The sequence below is a fragment of the Agromyces luteolus genome (assembly GCF_009729855.1).
GTDB lineage: Bacteria > Actinomycetota > Actinomycetes > Actinomycetales > Microbacteriaceae > Agromyces > Agromyces luteolus.
The window spans coordinates 151323-169127 of the sequence record NZ_WODA01000017.1 but is presented as its reverse complement, the minus strand read 5'-3'; the positions used below and the strand labels follow the sequence as shown (position 1 = coordinate 169127).

Below are 17805 nucleotides of genomic sequence, written 5' to 3'. Positions count from 1 at the left end.
GGTCAGCCCTTGCCGGGGTGGACGGCGCCGCACTTCGGGCACGTGCGGCCCTCTTCGCTCTCGTAGAAGTCGCGGAACACCGGGGGGAGGTCCTCGACGATGTCGCGCACCTGAAGCTCGACCTCGTGCACCTTCGTGTCGCAGTTCGGGCAGAACCAGGCGAACTTCTCGAGGGTGCCCTCCTCGCGGATGCGTTCGATCACGATGCCGATCGATCCGGCCTCCGGTCGCTGCGGCGAGTGGTAGACGTTGCCGGGCAGCAGCCACATCTCGCCCTCGCGGATGTCGATCCGCTGCGGGCCGTCCTCGGTCATGACGTTGACGTGCATGTTCCCGCGGTACTGGTAGAACCACTCCTCGTAGGGGTCGAAATGGTAGTCGGTGCGCTGGTTCGGGCCGCCGACGACCTGCACGATGAAGTCGCCGATCGGCTCCCAGGCCTGCTTGTTGTTCACCGGCGGCTTCAGCAGGTGCTCGTGCTCGCGGATCCAGGCGGCGAAGTCGACGACGGGTGGGATGGTGGTCACGGTTCCTCCTCGGAGATGGTGGTGAAGGGGGCTGGAGCTGGTCTCGGGGCTGGTGCTCGTCCGGGCGAGCGCGACGGCCTGGATCTCGATCCGCAGGTGCGGGTGCGGCAGTGCGTGCACCGCGACCGTCGTCCGGGCCGGACCCGTCTCGTCGAAGTACTCCGCCCAGGCGGCGTTGTACCCGGCGAAGTCGTTCATGTCGACGAGGTAGGCGGTCGCCTGGACGAGGTCGTCGAGCGTGCACCCCGCTTCGGCGAGGATGGCGCGGATGTTCTCGAGGACCGCCCGGGTCTGGACCGCGATGTCGAGCCGGGTCGCACCGAACTCGTCGGCCTCGGCACCGGCGATGGTGTTGTCGGGTCGGCGGCTGCTCGTGCCCGACACGAACACGAGCTCGCCCGCTCGCCTGGCGTGCGGGAAGCGGCCGCGCGGCGTCGCTCCGCCGCGCACGGTGATCGCCTCGACGGTCATCGCGGCTCCTCCTCGCCGACGTGGACGACGACGCGCCCGAGTCCGCTCGCCTCGGCGGCGACGCTGCCGCTCGAGGGCAGGGGCACCGCGGCAGTGGCCGCGCCCGCGAGGAGCACCATGCCGCCCCGGAGTTCGAGGCCGTGCTCGCGGGCGAGCCGCTTCGCGGCCGCCACGGCGCGCACCGGGTCGCCGAGGATGGCCGCCGTCGATCCGGTCGCCGCGGCGCGGCCGTCGAGCTCGAGGACGACCGCCCGGTTCTCCAGCGGGCCCACCTCGTCGGCGGCGCGCCACGACCCGACGGCGAACGCCGAGGCCGAGGCGTCGTCGGCGATCACGTCGCCGAGGTCGAACCGGAAGTCCCGGTACCGCGAGTCGATGACCTCCAGTGCCGGGGCCACTGCCACGATCGCGGTGGACGGGTCGGCGCCCGGGTCGGCGATCGACGGCCCGAGCAGGTAGGCGACCTCGGGTTCGACGCGCGGGTGGATGCCGCGGTCGTCCGGGACGCGGCATCCGTCGTCGACGCGCATCGCGTCGGTGAGCGCACCGATGATGACGTCGTCGACGCCCATCTGCCGCGCCTTCTCGCGGCTCGTGAACCCGAGCTTCAGTCCGACGACGTGCTCGCCGCGGGCGGCTCGCCGGGCGATGAGGGCCCGCTGGACGGCGTAGGCGCTGTCGAGGTCGAGCGGGCGCTCGACGGAGAACTGCGCGATCGGCGTGCTGCGCCGCTCCGCGCGGTCGAGCGCGCGGGCGAGCCCCTCGATCCCGACCGGGTCGGTCGAGGGGTCGACGGATGCCACGGCGGCGGCGTTCGTGCTCATGCGGCGCCCTCCTCGGCTCCGACGACCTCGTCGCGCGCGGCGACGAGGTCGAGTGCGACGTCGACGATCATGTCCTCCTGGCCGCCGATCATGCGACGCCGCCCGAGCTCGACGAGGATGTCGCGGGCATCGAGGCCGTGGCGTTCCGCCGCGCGCTCGGCGTGCAGCAGGAAGCTCGAGTACACGCCCGCGTAGCCGAGCGTGAGCGTCTCGCGGTCCACGCGCACGGGGCGGCGCTGCAGTGGGCGGACGAGTTCCTCGGCGGCATCCTGCAGCGCGAAGAGCTCGCCGCCGTGCGACCAGCCGAGCAGGTCGGCGACCGCGACGAACGCCTCGATCGGGCAGTTGCCGGCTCCGGCGCCCTGGCCCGCGAGCGACGCATCCACCCGGACTGCGCCGTGCTCGACCGCAGTCACGCTGTTCGCCACGCTGAGCGACAGGTTCTCGTGCGCGTGGATGCCGATCTCGGTCGCGGGGTCCAGCACCTCGCGGTAGGCGTCGATGCGATCGGCGACGTCGCGCATCGTGAGGCGCCCGCCCGAGTCGGTGACGTAGACGCAGTCCGCGCCGAACGACTCCATGAGCCGCGCCTGCTCGGCGAGCCCGCGCGGGTCGTTCAGGTGGCTCATCATCAGGAACCCCGAGACATCCATGCCCTGGTCCTTGGCCCAGCCGATGTGCTGCGCGGCGACGTCCGCCTCGGTGCAATGGGTCGCGACGCGCACGCTGGTCACCCCGAGGTCGCGCGCCCGCGCGAGGTCGTCGATCGTGCCGATGCCGGGGAGGATCAGCGTGGTCAGCCGCGCTCGCCGCAGCACCGAAGCTGCGGCCTCGATCCACTGCTCGTCGGTGCGGGCGCCATGCCCGTACGCGACGCTCGAGCCGCCGAGTCCATCGCCGTGCGCGACCTCGATCGCGTCGACGCCGGCCGCCTCCAGCGCCGACGCGATCGCGCGCACCTCGTCGACCGTGTAGCGGTGCGCGATGGCGTGCATGCCGTCGCGCAGGGTGACGTCCTGGAGGTACACCCGCGGTGTCGTCCCGGTCATGCCGGCACCCCCGTCCGTTCGGCGATGAGGCGTTCGGCGGTGCGCAGTGCCGCCGAGGTCATGATGTCGAGGTTCCCCGCGTACTCGGGGAGGTAGTGGCCCGCGCCCGCCACCTCGAGCATGATCGTGATCCGGGTTCCCCGGAACCCCCGGCCGAGGGCCGGCACGTACGGCTCGTCGACGGGATCGAACTGCACGTCCTGCTTCAGCCGGTAGCCGCCGACGTAGTCCTGCACGTCCGCGACGATCGCCTCGACGGAGCGCCGCACCGCCGCCTCGTCGACCTCGTCAGCGACGAGGCAGTAGACGGTGTCGCGCATGATGAGCGGCGGGTCGGCGGGGTTCAGGACGATGATCGCCTTGCCGCGCTCCGCGCCCCCGATCGCCTCGATGGCGCGCGCGGTGGTCTGCGTGAACTCGTCGATGTTGGCCCGGGTCCCCGGGCCTGCCGACTTCGACGCGATCGACGCGACGATCTCGGCGTAGGCGACCGGGGCGACCCGGGAGACGGCGGCGACCATCGGGACCGTCGCCTGGCCGCCGCAGGTGACCATGTTGACGTTCGATGCGTCGAGGTGCTCGCCGAGGTTCACGACCGGGACGACGTACGGACCGATCGCGGCGGGCGTGAGGTCGACCACGAGCCGTCCGAGATCGCGGACCACGGCGTCGTTGCGCGCGTGCGCGGCGGCGGAGGTCGCGTCGAAGACGAGCTCGACGTCGGCGAACTCCGGCAGGCGGACGAGCCCGTCGACGCCTTCGTGGGTCGTCGCGATGCCGAGGCGGCGCGCACGGGCGAGCCCGTCCGAGCCTGGATCGATGCCCGCCATGGCGACCACGCGGAGGGTCTCCGAGAGTCGCTTGACCTTGACCATGAGGTCGGTGCCGATGTTGCCCGAGCCGATGATCGCGACCGCCGTCGTCATGCTGCTCCTCCTGTCGTGGCGGCGGCGGTCGTCGCCGCGTGCCCGGTGAACTCCGTGCGAACCTGGCCGAGCCCGTCGAGCCGCGCGTGGAAGACCCCCTGGGTCGCGTCGACCATCGGGCCGAGCGCGCCCGAGAGGACGACCTCGCCCGCGCGGAGCGGGCGGCCGTGCCGGGCGACCGCCCGTGCGAGCCAGGCCACGGCGATGACCGGGCTGCCGAGGCACGCCGAGCCGGCACCCGTCGAGACCGGCCCGCCGGCGTGGTCGAGGCGCATGCCGACGCCGGCGAGGTCGAGCCCGTCGAGGCGCCGCGGGGTCGTCCCGAGCACGACCGCGCCGCTCGAGGCGTTGTCGGCGATCGTGTCGGTGATGCGGATGTCCCACCCCGCGATCCGCGAGTCGACGACCTCGATGGCGGGAAGCACGAACTCGGTGGCCCGGATCACGTCGGCGACGTGCGTGGTCGGCGAGTCGAGGTCGCGCCCGAGGACGAACGCCACCTCGGCCTCGACGCGCGGTTGCAGGAATCGGTCGAGGTCGAGCGGTTCGCGGTCGTCGGCGACCATGTCGTCGAGGAGCACCCCGTAGTCGGGCGTGGCGACGCCGAACTGCGCCTGGACCGCCGGTGAGGTCAGTCCGATCTTCCGCCCCACGATGCGAGCGCCCTCGGCGACCCGGCGGGCGATGCCGAGGGACTGGACCGCGTAGGCGGCCTCCTGGTCGTCGTCGCCGATGAGGTCCCGGACCGGCGCGCAGGGGATCCGCGCGCACGCGGCGGCGTGGAGCAGCGACTCGGCCGCGTGGACCGGATCGGCGGCGGCGGCCGCCGCCGCGCCTCGCCTCGGGGTCGTCGTCGCGCTCACAGCTGCACGCACACGTTCGTCGGCTCGGTGTAGAACGCGAGCGAGTGCAGGCCGCCCTCGCGGCCGATGCCGGACAGTCCGACGCCGCCGAACGGGCTGCGGAGGTCGCGCAGGTACCACGTGTTCACCCACGACATGCCGACCCGCAGGCGCTGGGCGACCCGGTGGCCGCGCGCGAGGTCGGTGGTCCAGGTGACCGCGGCGAGCCCGTAGTCGGTGTCGTTGGCGAGCGCGATCGCTTCCTCCTCGGTGTCGAACGGCATGACGACCGCCGCCGGACCGAAGATCTCCTCGCGCACCGTGCGGTTCGCGTTGTCGAGGCCGGTCCAGAGCGTCGGCTCGATCCACGAGCCGGCGTCGAGGCCGTCGCCGAGCGTGGGGACGCCGCCGCCGGCCAGGAGTTCGGCACCCTCGCGGATCGCGAGGTCGTAGTACGAGAGCACCTTGTCGCGGTGCGCGGCCGAGATGAGCGGGCCGGTCGTGGTCGCGGGATCCTCGGGGCGGCCGAGCCGCAGTCGGCGGGCGTGCGCGGCGAGGCCGTTCGCGACCTCGTCGAACACGGCGCGCTCGACGTAGATGCGCTCGGTGCAGAGGCACACTTGGCCCGTGTTGAGGTAGGTCGAGCGGGCGAGCCCGGCGATCGCCGCTTCGAGGTCGGCGTCCGCGAACACGATCGCGGGGTTCTTGCCGCCGAGCTCGAACGAGACGGGGCGGACGCGGGGTGCGACCGCGCGCATGATCGCCGAGCCCGTGCTCGACTCGCCCGTGAAGGTCACGCCGTCGATGCCGGGGTGGGTCGTGAGGTGCTCGCCGGCCGAGCCCGGTCCGAATCCGTGCACGACGTTGACGACCCCGTCGGGGATCCCGGCCTCGGCGAGGATCTCGGCGAGCAGCGTGGCCGACGACGGCGTCTCCTCCGACGGCTTCACCACGACGGTGTTGCCGGAGGCGAGCGCGGGCGCGAGCTTCCAGGTGAGCAGCAGCAGGGGGAGGTTCCAGGGCACGATCACCGCGACCACGCCGAGGGGGGCGCGGACCGCGTAGTTGAGCGCTCGGCGACCGTCGGGCAGTTCGGTGAGGTACGAGTCGAGGCCGGCGGCCGAGGCCGTGTCCGCGAAGGAGCGGAAGTTCGCCGCCGCGCGTGCGACGTCGAGGTCGCGGGCGAGAGTCTCGGGCTTGCCGGTGTCGCCGACCTCGGCGGCCACGAGCTCCTCGCTGCGGCGTTCGACGACGTCGGCGACCCGGCGGAGCAGCCTGGCGCGCTCGGCGACGGGCATGCGACCCCACGGGCCCTCGAGCGCCGCACGCGCGGCGGCGACCGCGCGGTCGACCTCCCGCGGCCCGGCCTCGTGGACCACGGCGACGAGCGTGCCGTCGACCGGGTCGATCTTCTCGAAGGTGCCCACCCCGTCGACGAACTCGCCGCCGATCACGTTGCGGAGCTCGCGCGGGGTCGAGCTCCGCGTCGGGAGAGGGGCCGTGATCGGTGCCGGCGTCGTCGGGGAGGGCATGCGTTCAGGCTAGGAAGCGCGAACGATGCCGACAAATGCTCCTTTGATGCGCTGCCATGCCCATCCGGCTATAGTCCCGGCCATGGTCACCGATCGACTCCTCGACGGCCGTCTCAAGCTCCGGCACCTCGTGCTCATCACCGCCATCGCCGACGAGGGCACGCTCGTGCGCGCTGCCGAGTCGTTGCACATCACCCAGCCCGTCGTGACCCGCGGCCTCCGCGAGGTCGAGGACCTCCTCGGGGTGCAGCTGTTCGAGCGGATGCCGCGGGGCGTCGCTCCGACGCAGTACGGCGCGCCGTTCATCGAGCGCGCCCGGTCCGTGATCGCCGAGCTCCGCGCAGCCGACGAGGAGGTCCGCCTCCTGCAGACCGGCCAGCTCGGCACGGTCACGGTCGGCACGCACCTCGCCGGCTCGAACCTGCTGCTGCCCCGTGCGATCGCCGCGCTGAAGGCTGAGCATCCACGCCTCACCGTGGTCGTCCGCGAGGGCACGCCCGACATGCTGCAGCAGTTCCTGCTCTCGGGCGACCTCGACCTGACGGTCGGCCGGCTCTCGCCGACCGTGCCCGTGCGACTCGAACAGGAGCGCCTGCACCAGGAGCCCATCCGGCTCGTGGCGCGCGCGGGGCATCCGGTCCATGCCGGATCGAGGGGCACCTCGCTCGCCGAGCTGCTCGCCTACCCCTGGATCTTCCCCGTCGCGCAGACGGCGCTCCGCGCCGAGCTCGAGGCGGTGTTCTTCCACGAGGGACTCCCGCTGCCGGCCGATCGGGTCGAGTGCACGTCGATGCTGACGATGCGGAGCCTCCTCGTGTCGACGGACGTCATCGCCGCGCTGCCGATGTTCATCGCGGTCGACGACCGCGACGTGAAGATCCTGCCGACGCCCCTGAGCTCGATCCGCCGATCGGTCGGGGTCACGCTGCCGAAGGATCGCACGCCCTCTCCGGCGGCCGCCGCGCTCCTCGTGCACCTGCGGGAGGAGGGGGCTCGGCTCGCGGCGCTCGAGCGCGAGTACGCGACGGCGGATGCCGCGCCATCCGGCTGATATGCCCATACGGTCATGGCAACGACCCGTATAGATATTGGACAGCATCGATCCGGCCGATGACGCTGAAGGGGTCGACGCATCGAGGCGTCGAACCCGATTCTTCTCCCGACCCTGGAGGCGTCATGGCCGGATCCCCCTACGTAGCCGAAGCGAAGAAGTACCGTCCCGAGGACTTCGAGCGGGTCGTCGGCGAGCCGTCCGACCCCGAGCCCGGGACGTGGGGGATGCAGCCCGACGGGACCTTCCTGCCGCCGGCGCACACGCCGTCGGTGCCGCGCGACGTGTTCGTCGACTGGCCGGGACAGCTGGACTACCGCGACCCCGAGACCTACGCGCTGAACGCGAAGGCGGAGGCGTTCTACCCGATCGTCGTGAACACGAGCCACTCGTGGCAGTGCATCTACGACTGGGAGGGCACGCGCTACATGCTGCACTACGGCGGCGGCAACCACTGGAAGCTCTACGACATCACCGATCCCCGCGACCTGAAGGTCGTCGACGAGGAGCAGTGGGGCTGGGGCGACCCCCGCCCCGAGTTCGGCGCGACCACGGTGCAGTGGAACGAGCGGCTCGGCATGCACATCGCGATCCAGGCGAGCGAGACGCCCCGCTACTTCCTGAAGGGCCGCGTCGCCAACAAGTGGACCGACGACACCGTCGAGGGCCAGCTGACGGAATGGGAGGGCCTCCGCGGGTTCCGCACCTGGCAGATGAACGGCCCGAGCCCGCGCGACTGGACCCTGCTCACCCAGGTCTCGACCGACCCGAACCACGGGCCCGACGAGATCCAGGAGGGCAACGGCGTGCTCGACCTGCCCGTCTACTACGGCGGCCGGTACCTCTTCGTGGCCACCGCACCCGACAACACCTTCACCAACCAGCCGTACAAGACGACGCTCTGGGCCGCCGGCCACGCGGCCTACGACGTCTCCGACCCGTCGAAGCCCGAGCTGCTCTCGACCTGGTGGGTGCCCGGCACCCGCGCGGGCGAGGAGGCCGACTCCGAGTACCTGGCCGGCAACGACCGCTGGAACAATCGGACGAGCTGGTTCGGCTCGCGCATGGGCGTGTTCATGCCGAGATCGGTCGAGGCCGGCGGCAGGTACGCCTACGCCGCCCAGGGCGGGCAGGGATTCTTCGTGCTGGATGTCTCCGACCCCTCGAACATCCACCACGTCGGTTGGTGTCAGCTCCCGACGAGCGTCGCCGGCACCGAGGGCGACAACGTCGACACGACCCAGGTCGAGGAGACCGGTTACGTCTACGTCTCGGGCTACCCCATGAACACGGACTGCTACGAGCCCGCCAAGGAGATCTACCAGGTCGACGTGAGCGACCCGACGAACCCGCACGTCGTGCGCACGCTGCCCCGCCCGGTGCCGCCCGCTGAGGCGAAGTTCACCGACTGGGCGCAGCGCCGGGGCTCGTTCGGCCCGAAGCGCTCGGGCTACTTCACGAACACCGGCACCCCGCACGGCGGCGTGATCCCCTACGCGTTCTACGCCGCCGGCCTGCAGGTCTTCGACGTGCGCGACCCCGAGGACCCGAAGGTGGGCGCCTACTTCGTGCCGCCCATGGGCCTGAAGGACGACGACGACCTCGCGGCGCCCGTGCACGGCATCTTCGTCGAGTGGGACCGCAACCTCATCTGGCTGTTCGCGAACCACGGCATCTACGCGGTCTCGACGCCCCTGCTCGGCGAACCGGTCGTGGGCCTGCCGGGCGCCGACCGGCCCGACGCGACCTGAGCCCCGAGCCATCCGCCTGCGAATGCCGACCATGAACCGGAGCACCAGACCCTGGCCCGCCCTCTGGGCGCTCGTCATCGGGTTCTTCATGATCCTCGTCGACACGACGATCGTGTCGATCGCGTACCCCGCGATCCTCGCCGACCTCGACACCGACCTGACGACGGTGATCTGGGTCACCAGCGCCTACCTGCTCGCCTACGCCGTGCCGCTGCTGATCACGGGCCGGCTCGGCGACCGCTTCGGCCCGAAGCGGGTCTACCTCGTCGGGCTCGTGGTCTTTACGCTCGCGTCGCTCTGGTGCGGGCTGTCCGGCGAGATCACGATGCTCATCGCGGCGCGCGCCGCACAGGGCCTCGGCGCCGCGCTGATGACCCCGCAGACGATGGCCGTGATCACGCGGGTCTTCCCGCCGAACCAGCGCGGGGCGGCGATGGGCCTCTGGGGCTCGGTCGCCGGCGTCGCGACGCTCCTCGGCCCGATCCTCGGCGGCGTGCTCGTCGACTCGCTCGGCTGGCAATGGGTGTTCTTCGTCAACGTGCCCGTCGGGATCATCGCCTTCGTCGCCGCCTGGCGGCTCGTGCCGAGCCTCGAGACGCGGGTGCACCGGTTCGACTGGCTCGGCGTGCTGCTCAGCGCGGTCGGCATGTTCCTCATCGTGTTCGGCGTGCAGGAGGGGCCGACGTACGACTGGGGCACCATCGTCGGCCCGGTGACCGTCTGGGGCGTCATCGCGTCCGGCGTGGTCGTGATGCTGGCCTTCGTCGCGTGGCAGGCGCTCACCCGCACCGAGCCGCTGCTGCCGCTCGTCCTGTTCCGCGACCGGAACTTCGCGCTCTCGAACGTCGCGATCTCGCTCGTCGGCGTCGCCATGATCGCCATGCCGCTCCCGCTCGCGTTCTTCCTCCAGGTGGCACGCGGGCTCACGCCGACCCAGGCGGCGCTCATGCTCGCGCCGATGGCGGTCGTGTCGGGCGTGCTCGCGCCGTTCGTCGGGCGGTTCAGCGACCGCGTCGACCCGAAGTGGGTGGCCTTCGCCGGGCTGTCGATCTCGGCGGGCGCGCTCGGCTGGTACGCCGCAGTCCTCCGACCGGATGCCCCGCTCTGGCTGCTGCTCCTGCCGTCGGCGCTGCTCGGGATCGGCATCTCGGGCGTCTTCGCGCCGCTCGCCTCGACCGCGACCCGGAACCTCGCACGCGAGCACGCCGGCGCAGGCTCGGGGGTGTACACGCTGACCCGGCAGATCGGGTCGGTGCTCGGCTCCGCGGCGATCGCCGCGCTGATGAGCGTCCTCCTGTCGGCGCAGGTGCCCGGCTTCGACGCCGACGAGGCGACGCCCGGCTCGGGCGGCGGGCTTCCGGCCGCGTTCGCCGACGGGTTCTCGGTCGCCATGGGCCAGTCGCTCCTGCTCGCGGTCGCCGCCTTCGCGCTCTGCGCGGTCGTCGTGCTGTGCTTCGCGAAGCCGAAGGTCACCGTCGGGTGGGGTGAGGGGCCGGATGCCTCGAGCACCGCCGGCCCCGCAGCACCCGCGAGCTCGGAGGCATCCGCTCGCGCCCAGGCATCCGTTCGCACGCGGGTCTCGACCTCGGGGGCCGAACGCTGATGACCGCCGCACGTTCCGCCGGGGCGTTCGCCGACGCGTCCTTGGATCCAGAATACAAACATCGCCGAAGGGGGCCGGCCGTGACCACGACCGCCGACATGACCGACGCACGCGGAGGCGGCCGACTCGTCGTCGACGGCCTCCAGAAGCAGTACCGACTCGACGGGGCCGAGGTCCCCGTGGTGAAGGGCGTCAGCTTCACCATCGAGCCCGGCACGTTCACCTCGCTCCTCGGACCCTCCGGCTGCGGCAAGACGACCACGCTCCGGTGCGTCGCGGGGCTCGAGACGAGCGACGGAGGCGTGATCTCGCTCGACGGGCGGGTGCTCTCGACGGGGAGCGAGCATGTCTCGCCCGACAAGCGGGACGTCGGCATGGTCTTCCAGAACTACGCGATCTGGCCGCACATGAGCGTGTTCGCCAACGCGGTCTTCCCCCTGCAGGTCTCTGCGGGGAAGCTGCCGAAGAAGGAGGCCAGGAAGCGCGCGATGGAGGCCCTCGAGCTCGTGCAGCTCGACGCCTACGCGCATCGACCGGCGACCGCGCTGTCCGGCGGCCAGCAGCAGCGACTCGCGCTCGCCCGGGCGCTCGCGCACCGACCGCGGCTGCTGCTCCTCGACGAACCGCTGAGCAACCTCGACGCGAAGCTCCGCGACACGATGCGCAACGAGCTCCGCGGCCTCCAGCAGCGCCTCGGCATCACGGCGCTCTACGTCACGCACGACCAGTCCGAGGCGCTGTCGATGTCCGACCGCGTCGCCGTGATGAACGGCGGGCGGATCGTGCAGGAGGCCGCGCCGAAGGAGCTGTACTTCGCGCCCGCCGACCGCTTCGTCGCCGACTTCGTCGGCCGGGTGAACCTCATCCCCGCGGTCGTGCGCGATCGCGACGCGAACGGCGACGCCCTGGTCGAGGCGTTCGGGACCAAGCTCGTCACGCCGTGCCCGGCCGGGAGCGGAACCGGGGCCGAGGTCACCGTGACGATCCGTCCCGAGAGCGTGCGCTGGCACGAGGCATCCGTCGACCGACCCAACCTGCTCGCCGCCCGGGTGGCCCGGGTCGAGTTCCTCGGCGAGATCGTCGAGTACGAGGCCGAGATCGTGCACGAGCAGACCACCGTCGGGCGCATCGTCGCGCGCGGCGCCCCCATGGACTCGCCCGCGGAGGGGAGCTCGGTCTTCCTCGAGCTCGCGCCGCAGGCCTGCCGCGTGCTCGCGGCGTAGGCGACCCACCCCTCAACCCACCGCACCACCCGCTCCACCCGCTCCACCATCCGTTCCATCGACAGAGAGGCACCAGGGATCATGAACGTACGTACCTTCCGGGGCGGCACCGTCGCCCTCGCCGCAGCGGGCATGCTGCTGCTCAGCTCCTGCAGCTCGAGTCGGGAGGAGGCGCCCGCGGCGCTCGAACCGGCCGGCGACGCGACCACCGGCGCGACCTGCGACGCGGTCGAGATCGGCGCCTTCACCCGCTGCGAGAACTTCTACGAGGACTTCTGGCCCGAGATCGACCGGCAGATGGACGCCCTCTACGAGCAGGCCAAGGAGACCGACGGCGGTCGGCTCGTGGTCTGGGACTGGTACGAGCTCGCCCCCGAGGTGATCGCCGAGTTCAACGCGCGCTACCCCGACATCGAGATCGAGACGCGAGGCCTGACCTACAACCTGCCGTCGGCCGTCATCTCGGCCGAGGCCACCGGCGGCCGCAACACCGACGTGCTCTCCGGCTCGCTGCTGTCCGCCGCCGCGATGACCGACGAGGGGTACTGGGACGAAGTCGACTGGACGCAGTTCGGCGTCCCCGAGGAGTTCCTCCAGCTCGGGGCCCCCGAGATGCTGCCCGACAGCATGAACGGCTCGCTCATGCAGGTCAACACCGACCGGATCGAGGCCCCGGCCTCCCTCGACGACCTGCTCGCGCCGGAGTTCGAGGGCAAGGTCTCGATCGCGAACTACAACCCGATCGTGTTCTCCGGGTACGGCATGGCCGAGGGCGAGGACGCCATGGTCGAGCTGATCGGCGAACTGAAGTCGACCGGATCGCTCCAGGTGCTCGAGGACCAGAACTCGCCGCTGTCGAGCGGCGACGTGCCGATCGCGCTGAACCAGACGCTCTTCAACCCGAACCCCAGCCTCGCGGCCCAGCCGTTCGAGCACTCGGGCGTGTTCGCCCAGTTCTCGGGCGTGAACGTCGACGCCGCCAACAAGCCGGGCGCCATGCTGTGGGCGCTCTGGAACGCCTACGACCCGACGTGGCTCGAGCTGCGCATGACCGACGAGCGGTTCGCGACGACCCAGGTGCCCTACCCCGGCCTGCCGTCGTCGCTGTTCGAGCAGGCGACCGGCCTCATGAAGACGAACGCCGAGGCGCTGCTGCAGAGCATCGAGGACGGCGCCGAGACCGAGACCGAGGCGACCCGCGACGAGTGGATCGCCCTCACGAACGCTGCCGACGCGGCGCTGAACGGATAGCCATGTCCACGGTGGAACGGACCACGAGGGCCGGGCGGACCCGGCCGACCACGATGACGGTCGCGACGGTCGTCGCCGGAACGGTGATCTTCCTGCTGCTCGCCATCCCGTTGGCGGTGCAGGTCATCACGGCCTTCCGTGGTCCGTTCCTCCCGTTCGGCGTCTCGTCTGCACGGTGGTCGGTCGACAACTTCGCGACCCTGTGGGAGCTGCGCGAGGACTTCTGGGCCGTGCTCGGGTCGACCGCGGCCTTCGTGGGCGGCTCGACCGTGCTGTCGCTGCTCATGGCGTTCGGCCTGGCGTGGGTGACCGTGCGGACCGATGCCCCGTTCCGGCGGGTGATCTCGCTGCTCGTCATCGTGCCGTTCATCGTGCCGCCGATCGTCAAGGCGCAGGCGTACCTGCTGATGCTCTCGCCCGAGTCGGGCGTGCTGAACCAGCTGATCCACCTCGTGCCCGGCATGGCCGACGTGACGATCGACCCGTACTCGTTCCCCACGATGATCGTCATCCAGTCGCTCACGAACGTGACGTTCCCGTTCCTGATGATCGTGCCGATCCTGACGGGCATGGACGGCTCGCTCGAGGAGTCCGCGCGCGTCTCCGGCGCGAGTTGGGGGCAGACCCTGCGTCGGGTCACGCTGCCCATGCTCTGGCCCGGCCTGCTCGGCGTGACCGTGCTGACGTTCATCCTCGGCCTCGGCAGCCTCGAGGTGCCGCTGCTGTTCGGCCAGGAGTCCGGCAAGTCGATCTTCGCCCTGAAGCTCTGGACCCTGATCAGCGCGGGCGCGGGCGAACTGCCGCAGTACGGCCTCGCGGCCGCCTGGGGGTGCGTGTTCCTCGTCATCACGACGATCGCGTTCGTGATCTACCTCCGGGCGACGCGCGACGCCGAGCGGCGTGCCTCGATCTCCGGCAAGGGGTTCCGGCCCACCACCATGAAGCTGGGCGGATGGCGCGTCCCGGTGCTCCTGGCCGTGTTCGTCTTCACGATGCTCACGGCCGTGCTGCCGCTGTTCGCCCTCCTCTGGTCGGCGATCACGCCGTACCCGCTGGCGTTCTCGCTCGACGCGCTCCGCACGCAGACGCAGTTCGGCGCGTTCGGCGAGGTGCTCGCCGACGGCGAGTTCTGGGCGTCGCTCGGCCGTACGCTCGTCATCGCGGGCGGCAGCGCCACGATCGCGTGCGGCGCGGCGACCGTGCTGGCGTACGGGATCGCGCGTGCCCGCGCGACCGGGTGGACGAGGAGCATGGACCTCTTCGCGTCGTCGAGCGTCGCCATCCCCGCGGTCATCGCCGGCTTCGCGATGTTCCTGACGTTCATGGTGATCAACCCGGTGATCCCGCTCGTCGGCACGATCGCGGCGCTCGCGATCGCGTACTCCTACCGGGTGTCGATCGCCTATCGCGCCGGGTTCAGCGCGACGCTGCAGATCCGGAAGGAGCTCGAGGAGGCGGCGCTCATCAGCGGCGCGAGCCGGCTCGAGGGGTTCCGCCGCATCGTCGCGCCCCTGCTCGCCCCGACGGTGTTCGCCGTCTGGATCCAGATGTTCATCCTCGGCACCAACGAGTTCACGTTGCCGGCCTTCCTCGCCACGCCCGAGTCGCGACCGCTCTCGGTCTACATGTACGCGATGATCAACCCGCGCTCGGCGCAGCTCTACGCGCCCGACCAAGGGGCGGCCATGGCGCTGATCTTCACGCTCCTCGTCTTCGCGATCGGCTACGGCCTGCAGTGGCTCGTGTCGCTCCGCGCGATCGGGCGCGCATCGCGCCGGGGTCGGGTCGTCGCGAGCGCGACCGATGCGCTGGGCGCCGCGGCCGCGGCCGTCGAGGCGACGGATGACCCGGATGCCACCGACACGCGTTCCGTCGCGACGGAGCAGGTGCGGGAGTTGTCGCACCGCTGAGCCCCCGGCGGGCTCCCATTTGTACGGCGTGGCACGTCCACCCCCTCCCGATGTACATCCGGGAGGGGGTGGCATCCGTTTCGGGCTGCCTACCATTGCCCGACATCGCCACCGTCGTCACCGCATCGGAGCACCCCATGACCATCGTCGAACCCACGGCCACCGCCGTCGGCGGCCCCGCCCTCCCGCAGGAGCGCCGCCTCGTCACCAGCATCCCGGGCCCGCGCTCGCAGGAGCTCATCGCCCGCAAGGCGCAGGCCGTCGCGAAGGGCGTCGGGCACACGATCCCCGTCTCGGTCGTCGCGGCCGGCGGCGGCGTCATCGTCGACGCCGACGGCAACTCGATCATCGACCTCGGCTCGGGTATCGCCGTCACGGGCGTCGGCAACTCGAACCCGCGCGTCGTCGACGCCGTGAAGGCGCAGCTCGACGCGTTCACGCACACGTGCTTCACCGTCGCGCCCTACGAGGGGTACGTCGCCGTCGCCGAGAAGCTCAACGAGCTCACCCCCGGCGACCACGAGAAGCGCACCGCGCTCTTCAACTCGGGCGCCGAGGCCGTCGAGAACGCGATCAAGGTCGCGCGCCACCACACGAAGAAGATGGCCGTCGTCGCCTTCGACCACGCGTACCACGGCCGCACGAACCTCACGATGGGGCTCACGGCGAAGAACATCCCCTACAAGAACGGCTTCGGCCCGTTCGCGCCCGAGGTCTACCGCGCGCCGCTCAGCTACCCCTTCCGCGACGGCGGCCTGTCAGGTGCAGAGGCCGCGGCCCGCGCCATCACGCAGATCGAGAAGCAGATCGGCGCCGAGAACCTCGCCGCGATCATCATCGAGCCCATCCAGGGCGAGGGCGGCTTCATCGTGCCCGCCCCCGGCTTCCTGCCGGCGCTCGTCGAGTGGGCGAACGCGAACGACGTCGTCTTCATCGCCGACGAGGTGCAGACCGGCTTCGCCCGCACCGGCGCCTGGTTCGCGAGCGAGCACGAGGGCATCGTGCCCGACGTCATCGTCACCGCGAAGGGCATCGCCGGCGGCCTTCCGCTCTCGGCCGTCACCGGCCGCGCCGACATCATGGACTCCGCCATGGCCGGCGGCCTCGGCGGCACCTACGCGGGCAGCCCGCTCGCCTGCGCCGCGGGACTCGCCGCCATCGAGTCCTACGAGGAGGACGGCCTCATCGAGCGCGCCAGGCAGATCGGCTCGGTGCTCATCGGCCGCCTGAACGCGCTCCGCACCGCCGACCCGCGCATCGGCGACGTCCGCGGCCGCGGCGCCATGGTCGCCGTCGAGCTCGTCGACCCCGTGACCGGCGCGCCCGACGCGGCGCTCACCGCGAAGGTCGCCGCGCACGCCCACGCCAACGGCGTGCTCGTGCTCACGTGCGGCACGTACGGCAACGTCATCCGCTTCCTCCCGCCGCTCACCATCTCGGACGAGCTGCTCGTCGAGGGCCTCGAGGTCGTCGCGGAAGGGCTGCGCAGCGCATGAACCCCGTGACGGCGACGACGGCGTCGCCCGTAGTCCGCGCGGACGCGGCATCCGTGCCCGCTCTCGCGGTCGCCGACGCCGAGCCGACCCCGCTCGTCGACGCCCGCGCCCAGCTGGCCGAGGCGATCGAGCTGCTCGGCTACGGCGAGGGCTTGCACCGCATGCTCGCGACCCCGCGTCGCGAGATGGCGGTCGCGGTGCCGCTGCGCCGCGACTCCGGCGAGACCGAGGTGTACCTCGGCTACCGCGTTCAGCACAACTTCAGCCGCGGCCCCGCCAAGGGCGGCCTCCGCTACGCGCCGAACGTGAACCTCGACGAGGTGCGCGCGCTCGCCATGTGGATGACCTGGAAGTGCGCCCTGCTCGACGTGCCCTACGGCGGCGCGAAGGGCGGCATCGCTATCGACCCGCGCGACCACTCGGTCGGCGAGCTCGAGCGCGTCACCCGCCGGTACACGAGCGAGATCCTGCCGATCATCGGGCCGGAGCGCGACATCCCCGCGCCCGACATCGGCACCGACGAGCGCACCATGGCCTGGATGATGGACACCTACTCGGTGAACTCCGGGTACACGGTGCCCGGCATCGTCACGGGCAAGCCCATCGCGCTCGGCGGCTCGCTCGGCCGCGCGTCGGCCACGAGCCGCGGCGTGACGCACATCGCGCTCGCCGCGCTGCGCCACGCCGGCATCGAGCCCGGTCGCGCGACCGCGGCCGTGCAGGGTTTCGGCAAGGTCGGTGCGGATGCCGCGCGGTTCCTCGCCGAGGGCGGCGTGCGCGTCACGGCGATCAGCGACCAGTACGGCGCGGTCCGCAACGACGCCGGGCTCGACATCGAGGCGCTCTCCGACCACGTGCGCGACACCGGTTCGGTCGTCGGCTTCGCCGGCGGCGACGCGCTCGACCGCGACGCGGTGCTCACCCAGGACGTCGACCTGCTCGTGCCGGCCGCCGTCGAGGGCGTGCTGCACGGCGGCAACGCCGCGGACGTGCTCGCGAAGGTCGTCGTCGAGGGGGCGAACGGCCCCACCACCCCCGCAGCCGACGCGATCCTCCGGGAGCGCGGCGTGCTCGTCGTCCCCGACATCCTCGCCAACGCGGGCGGTGTCATCGTCTCGTACTTCGAGTGGGTCCAGGCCAACCAGGCGTACTGGTGGCGGGTCGACGAAGTCGAGAGCAGACTGGAGGAGCGGATGCTGAACGCCTGGCGTCATGTCCTCGGCTACGCCGAGGCCCGCGACCTCTCGCTCCGCACCGCCGCCACGGCGCTGGCCGTCGAGCGCGTCGCCGAGGCGCACCGCCTCCGCGGCCTCTACCCGTGATCGAGCGACCTCAACGCACACCGAACG

Annotated in this window: 14 protein-coding genes; 8 read left to right on the top strand and 6 right to left on the bottom strand. The window is 71.7% G+C overall.

Annotated features, from left to right (window positions below; translation table 11 throughout):
- Positions 1 to 2 precede the first annotated feature (2 nt).
- The 6 genes from GLX25_RS18525 to GLX25_RS09485 are packed head-to-tail and all read right to left on the bottom strand — an operon-like array spanning position 3 to position 6171.
- Entirely contained in the window at positions 3 to 998 is a 996-nt protein-coding gene (locus GLX25_RS18525; RefSeq protein ID WP_205719855.1) for a 3-hydroxyanthranilate 3,4-dioxygenase, read from the bottom strand.
- The gene (locus tag GLX25_RS18365; RefSeq protein WP_166548657.1) at positions 995 to 1822 is read right to left on the bottom strand and encodes a 2-keto-4-pentenoate hydratase; all 828 of its coding nucleotides are present in this window, start codon (positions 1820 to 1822) and stop codon (positions 995 to 997) included. The genes GLX25_RS18525 and GLX25_RS18365 overlap by 4 nt, the downstream gene beginning before the upstream one ends.
- On the bottom strand, positions 1819 to 2871 hold the full coding sequence (dmpG, locus tag GLX25_RS09500; protein WP_155842244.1) for a 4-hydroxy-2-oxovalerate aldolase: 1053 nt from the start codon (positions 2869 to 2871) through the stop codon (positions 1819 to 1821). Before dmpG ends, GLX25_RS18365 begins: the two co-directional genes overlap by 4 nt.
- The gene (locus GLX25_RS09495; protein ID WP_155842243.1) at positions 2868 to 3797 is read right to left on the bottom strand and encodes an acetaldehyde dehydrogenase (acetylating); all 930 of its coding nucleotides are present in this window, start codon (positions 3795 to 3797) and stop codon (positions 2868 to 2870) included. The genes dmpG and GLX25_RS09495 overlap by 4 nt, the downstream gene beginning before the upstream one ends.
- Entirely contained in the window at positions 3794 to 4660 is an 867-nt protein-coding gene (locus GLX25_RS09490; RefSeq protein WP_276499298.1) for a 2-keto-4-pentenoate hydratase, read from the bottom strand. The genes GLX25_RS09495 and GLX25_RS09490 overlap by 4 nt, the downstream gene beginning before the upstream one ends.
- On the bottom strand, positions 4657 to 6171 hold the full coding sequence (locus GLX25_RS09485) for a 2-hydroxymuconic semialdehyde dehydrogenase (RefSeq protein WP_155842242.1): 1515 nt from the start codon (positions 6169 to 6171) through the stop codon (positions 4657 to 4659). The genes GLX25_RS09490 and GLX25_RS09485 overlap by 4 nt, the downstream gene beginning before the upstream one ends.
- Positions 6172 to 6253: 82 nt before the next feature.
- On the opposite strand from GLX25_RS09485, the gene GLX25_RS09480 reads away from it, so the two are divergent.
- The 8 genes from GLX25_RS09480 to GLX25_RS09445 all read left to right on the top strand — a co-directional run bounded on the left by GLX25_RS09480 (position 6254) and on the right by GLX25_RS09445 (position 17778).
- A complete protein-coding gene (locus tag GLX25_RS09480; RefSeq protein WP_155842241.1) occupies positions 6254 to 7222 on the top strand; it encodes a LysR substrate-binding domain-containing protein in 969 nt (322 codons plus the stop codon).
- 125 nt (positions 7223 to 7347) lie between these two features.
- A complete protein-coding gene (locus GLX25_RS09475; RefSeq protein WP_166548655.1) occupies positions 7348 to 8973 on the top strand; it encodes an LVIVD repeat-containing protein in 1626 nt (541 codons plus the stop codon).
- Between the two features lie 31 nt (positions 8974 to 9004).
- A complete protein-coding gene (locus GLX25_RS09470) occupies positions 9005 to 10576 on the top strand; it encodes a DHA2 family efflux MFS transporter permease subunit (RefSeq protein ID WP_155842239.1) in 1572 nt (523 codons plus the stop codon).
- 80 nt (positions 10577 to 10656) lie between these two features.
- Positions 10657 to 11799, top strand: coding sequence for an ABC transporter ATP-binding protein (locus GLX25_RS09465; protein ID WP_166548654.1), 1143 nt, complete (start codon positions 10657 to 10659; stop codon positions 11797 to 11799).
- An 81-nt stretch (positions 11800 to 11880) separates the two neighbouring features.
- Positions 11881 to 13050, top strand: coding sequence for an ABC transporter substrate-binding protein (locus GLX25_RS09460; RefSeq protein ID WP_155842237.1), 1170 nt, complete (start codon positions 11881 to 11883; stop codon positions 13048 to 13050).
- Between the two features lie 2 nt (positions 13051 to 13052).
- Positions 13053 to 14960, top strand: coding sequence for an ABC transporter permease (locus tag GLX25_RS09455; RefSeq protein ID WP_155842236.1), 1908 nt, complete (start codon positions 13053 to 13055; stop codon positions 14958 to 14960).
- 137 nt (positions 14961 to 15097) lie between these two features.
- Entirely contained in the window at positions 15098 to 16456 is a 1359-nt protein-coding gene (gene gabT, locus GLX25_RS09450; RefSeq protein WP_155842235.1) for a 4-aminobutyrate--2-oxoglutarate transaminase, read from the top strand.
- Positions 16453 to 17778 carry a Glu/Leu/Phe/Val family dehydrogenase gene (locus tag GLX25_RS09445; RefSeq protein WP_155842234.1) on the top strand — a complete coding sequence of 442 codons (1326 nt, stop codon included), beginning with the start codon at positions 16453 to 16455 and terminating at the stop codon, positions 17776 to 17778. The genes gabT and GLX25_RS09445 overlap by 4 nt, the downstream gene beginning before the upstream one ends.
- Positions 17779 to 17805: the final 27 nt, after the last annotated feature.

Excerpts from the sequence above, each read along its gene's own strand:
- GLX25_RS18525 (WP_205719855.1), bottom strand. The coding sequence starts at position 998 with ATGACCGTCGAGGCGATCACCGTGCGCGGCGGAGCGACGCCGCGCGGC.
- GLX25_RS18365 (WP_166548657.1), bottom strand. The coding sequence starts at position 1,822 with ATGAGCACGAACGCCGCCGCCGTGGCATCCGTCGACCCCTCGACCGAC.
- dmpG (WP_155842244.1), bottom strand. The coding sequence starts at position 2,871 with ATGACCGGGACGACACCGCGGGTGTACCTCCAGGACGTCACCCTGCGC.
- GLX25_RS09495 (WP_155842243.1), bottom strand. The coding sequence starts at position 3,797 with ATGACGACGGCGGTCGCGATCATCGGCTCGGGCAACATCGGCACCGAC.
- GLX25_RS09485 (WP_155842242.1), bottom strand. The coding sequence starts at position 6,171 with ATGCCCTCCCCGACGACGCCGGCACCGATCACGGCCCCTCTCCCGACG.
- GLX25_RS09480 (WP_155842241.1), top strand. The coding sequence starts at position 6,254 with ATGGTCACCGATCGACTCCTCGACGGCCGTCTCAAGCTCCGGCACCTC.
- GLX25_RS09475 (WP_166548655.1), top strand. The coding sequence starts at position 7,348 with ATGGCCGGATCCCCCTACGTAGCCGAAGCGAAGAAGTACCGTCCCGAG.
- GLX25_RS09470 (WP_155842239.1), top strand. The coding sequence starts at position 9,005 with ATGAACCGGAGCACCAGACCCTGGCCCGCCCTCTGGGCGCTCGTCATC.
- GLX25_RS09460 (WP_155842237.1), top strand. The coding sequence starts at position 11,881 with ATGAACGTACGTACCTTCCGGGGCGGCACCGTCGCCCTCGCCGCAGCG.
- GLX25_RS09455 (WP_155842236.1), top strand. The coding sequence starts at position 13,053 with ATGTCCACGGTGGAACGGACCACGAGGGCCGGGCGGACCCGGCCGACC.
- gabT (WP_155842235.1), top strand. The coding sequence starts at position 15,098 with ATGACCATCGTCGAACCCACGGCCACCGCCGTCGGCGGCCCCGCCCTC.
- GLX25_RS09445 (WP_155842234.1), top strand. The coding sequence starts at position 16,453 with ATGAACCCCGTGACGGCGACGACGGCGTCGCCCGTAGTCCGCGCGGAC.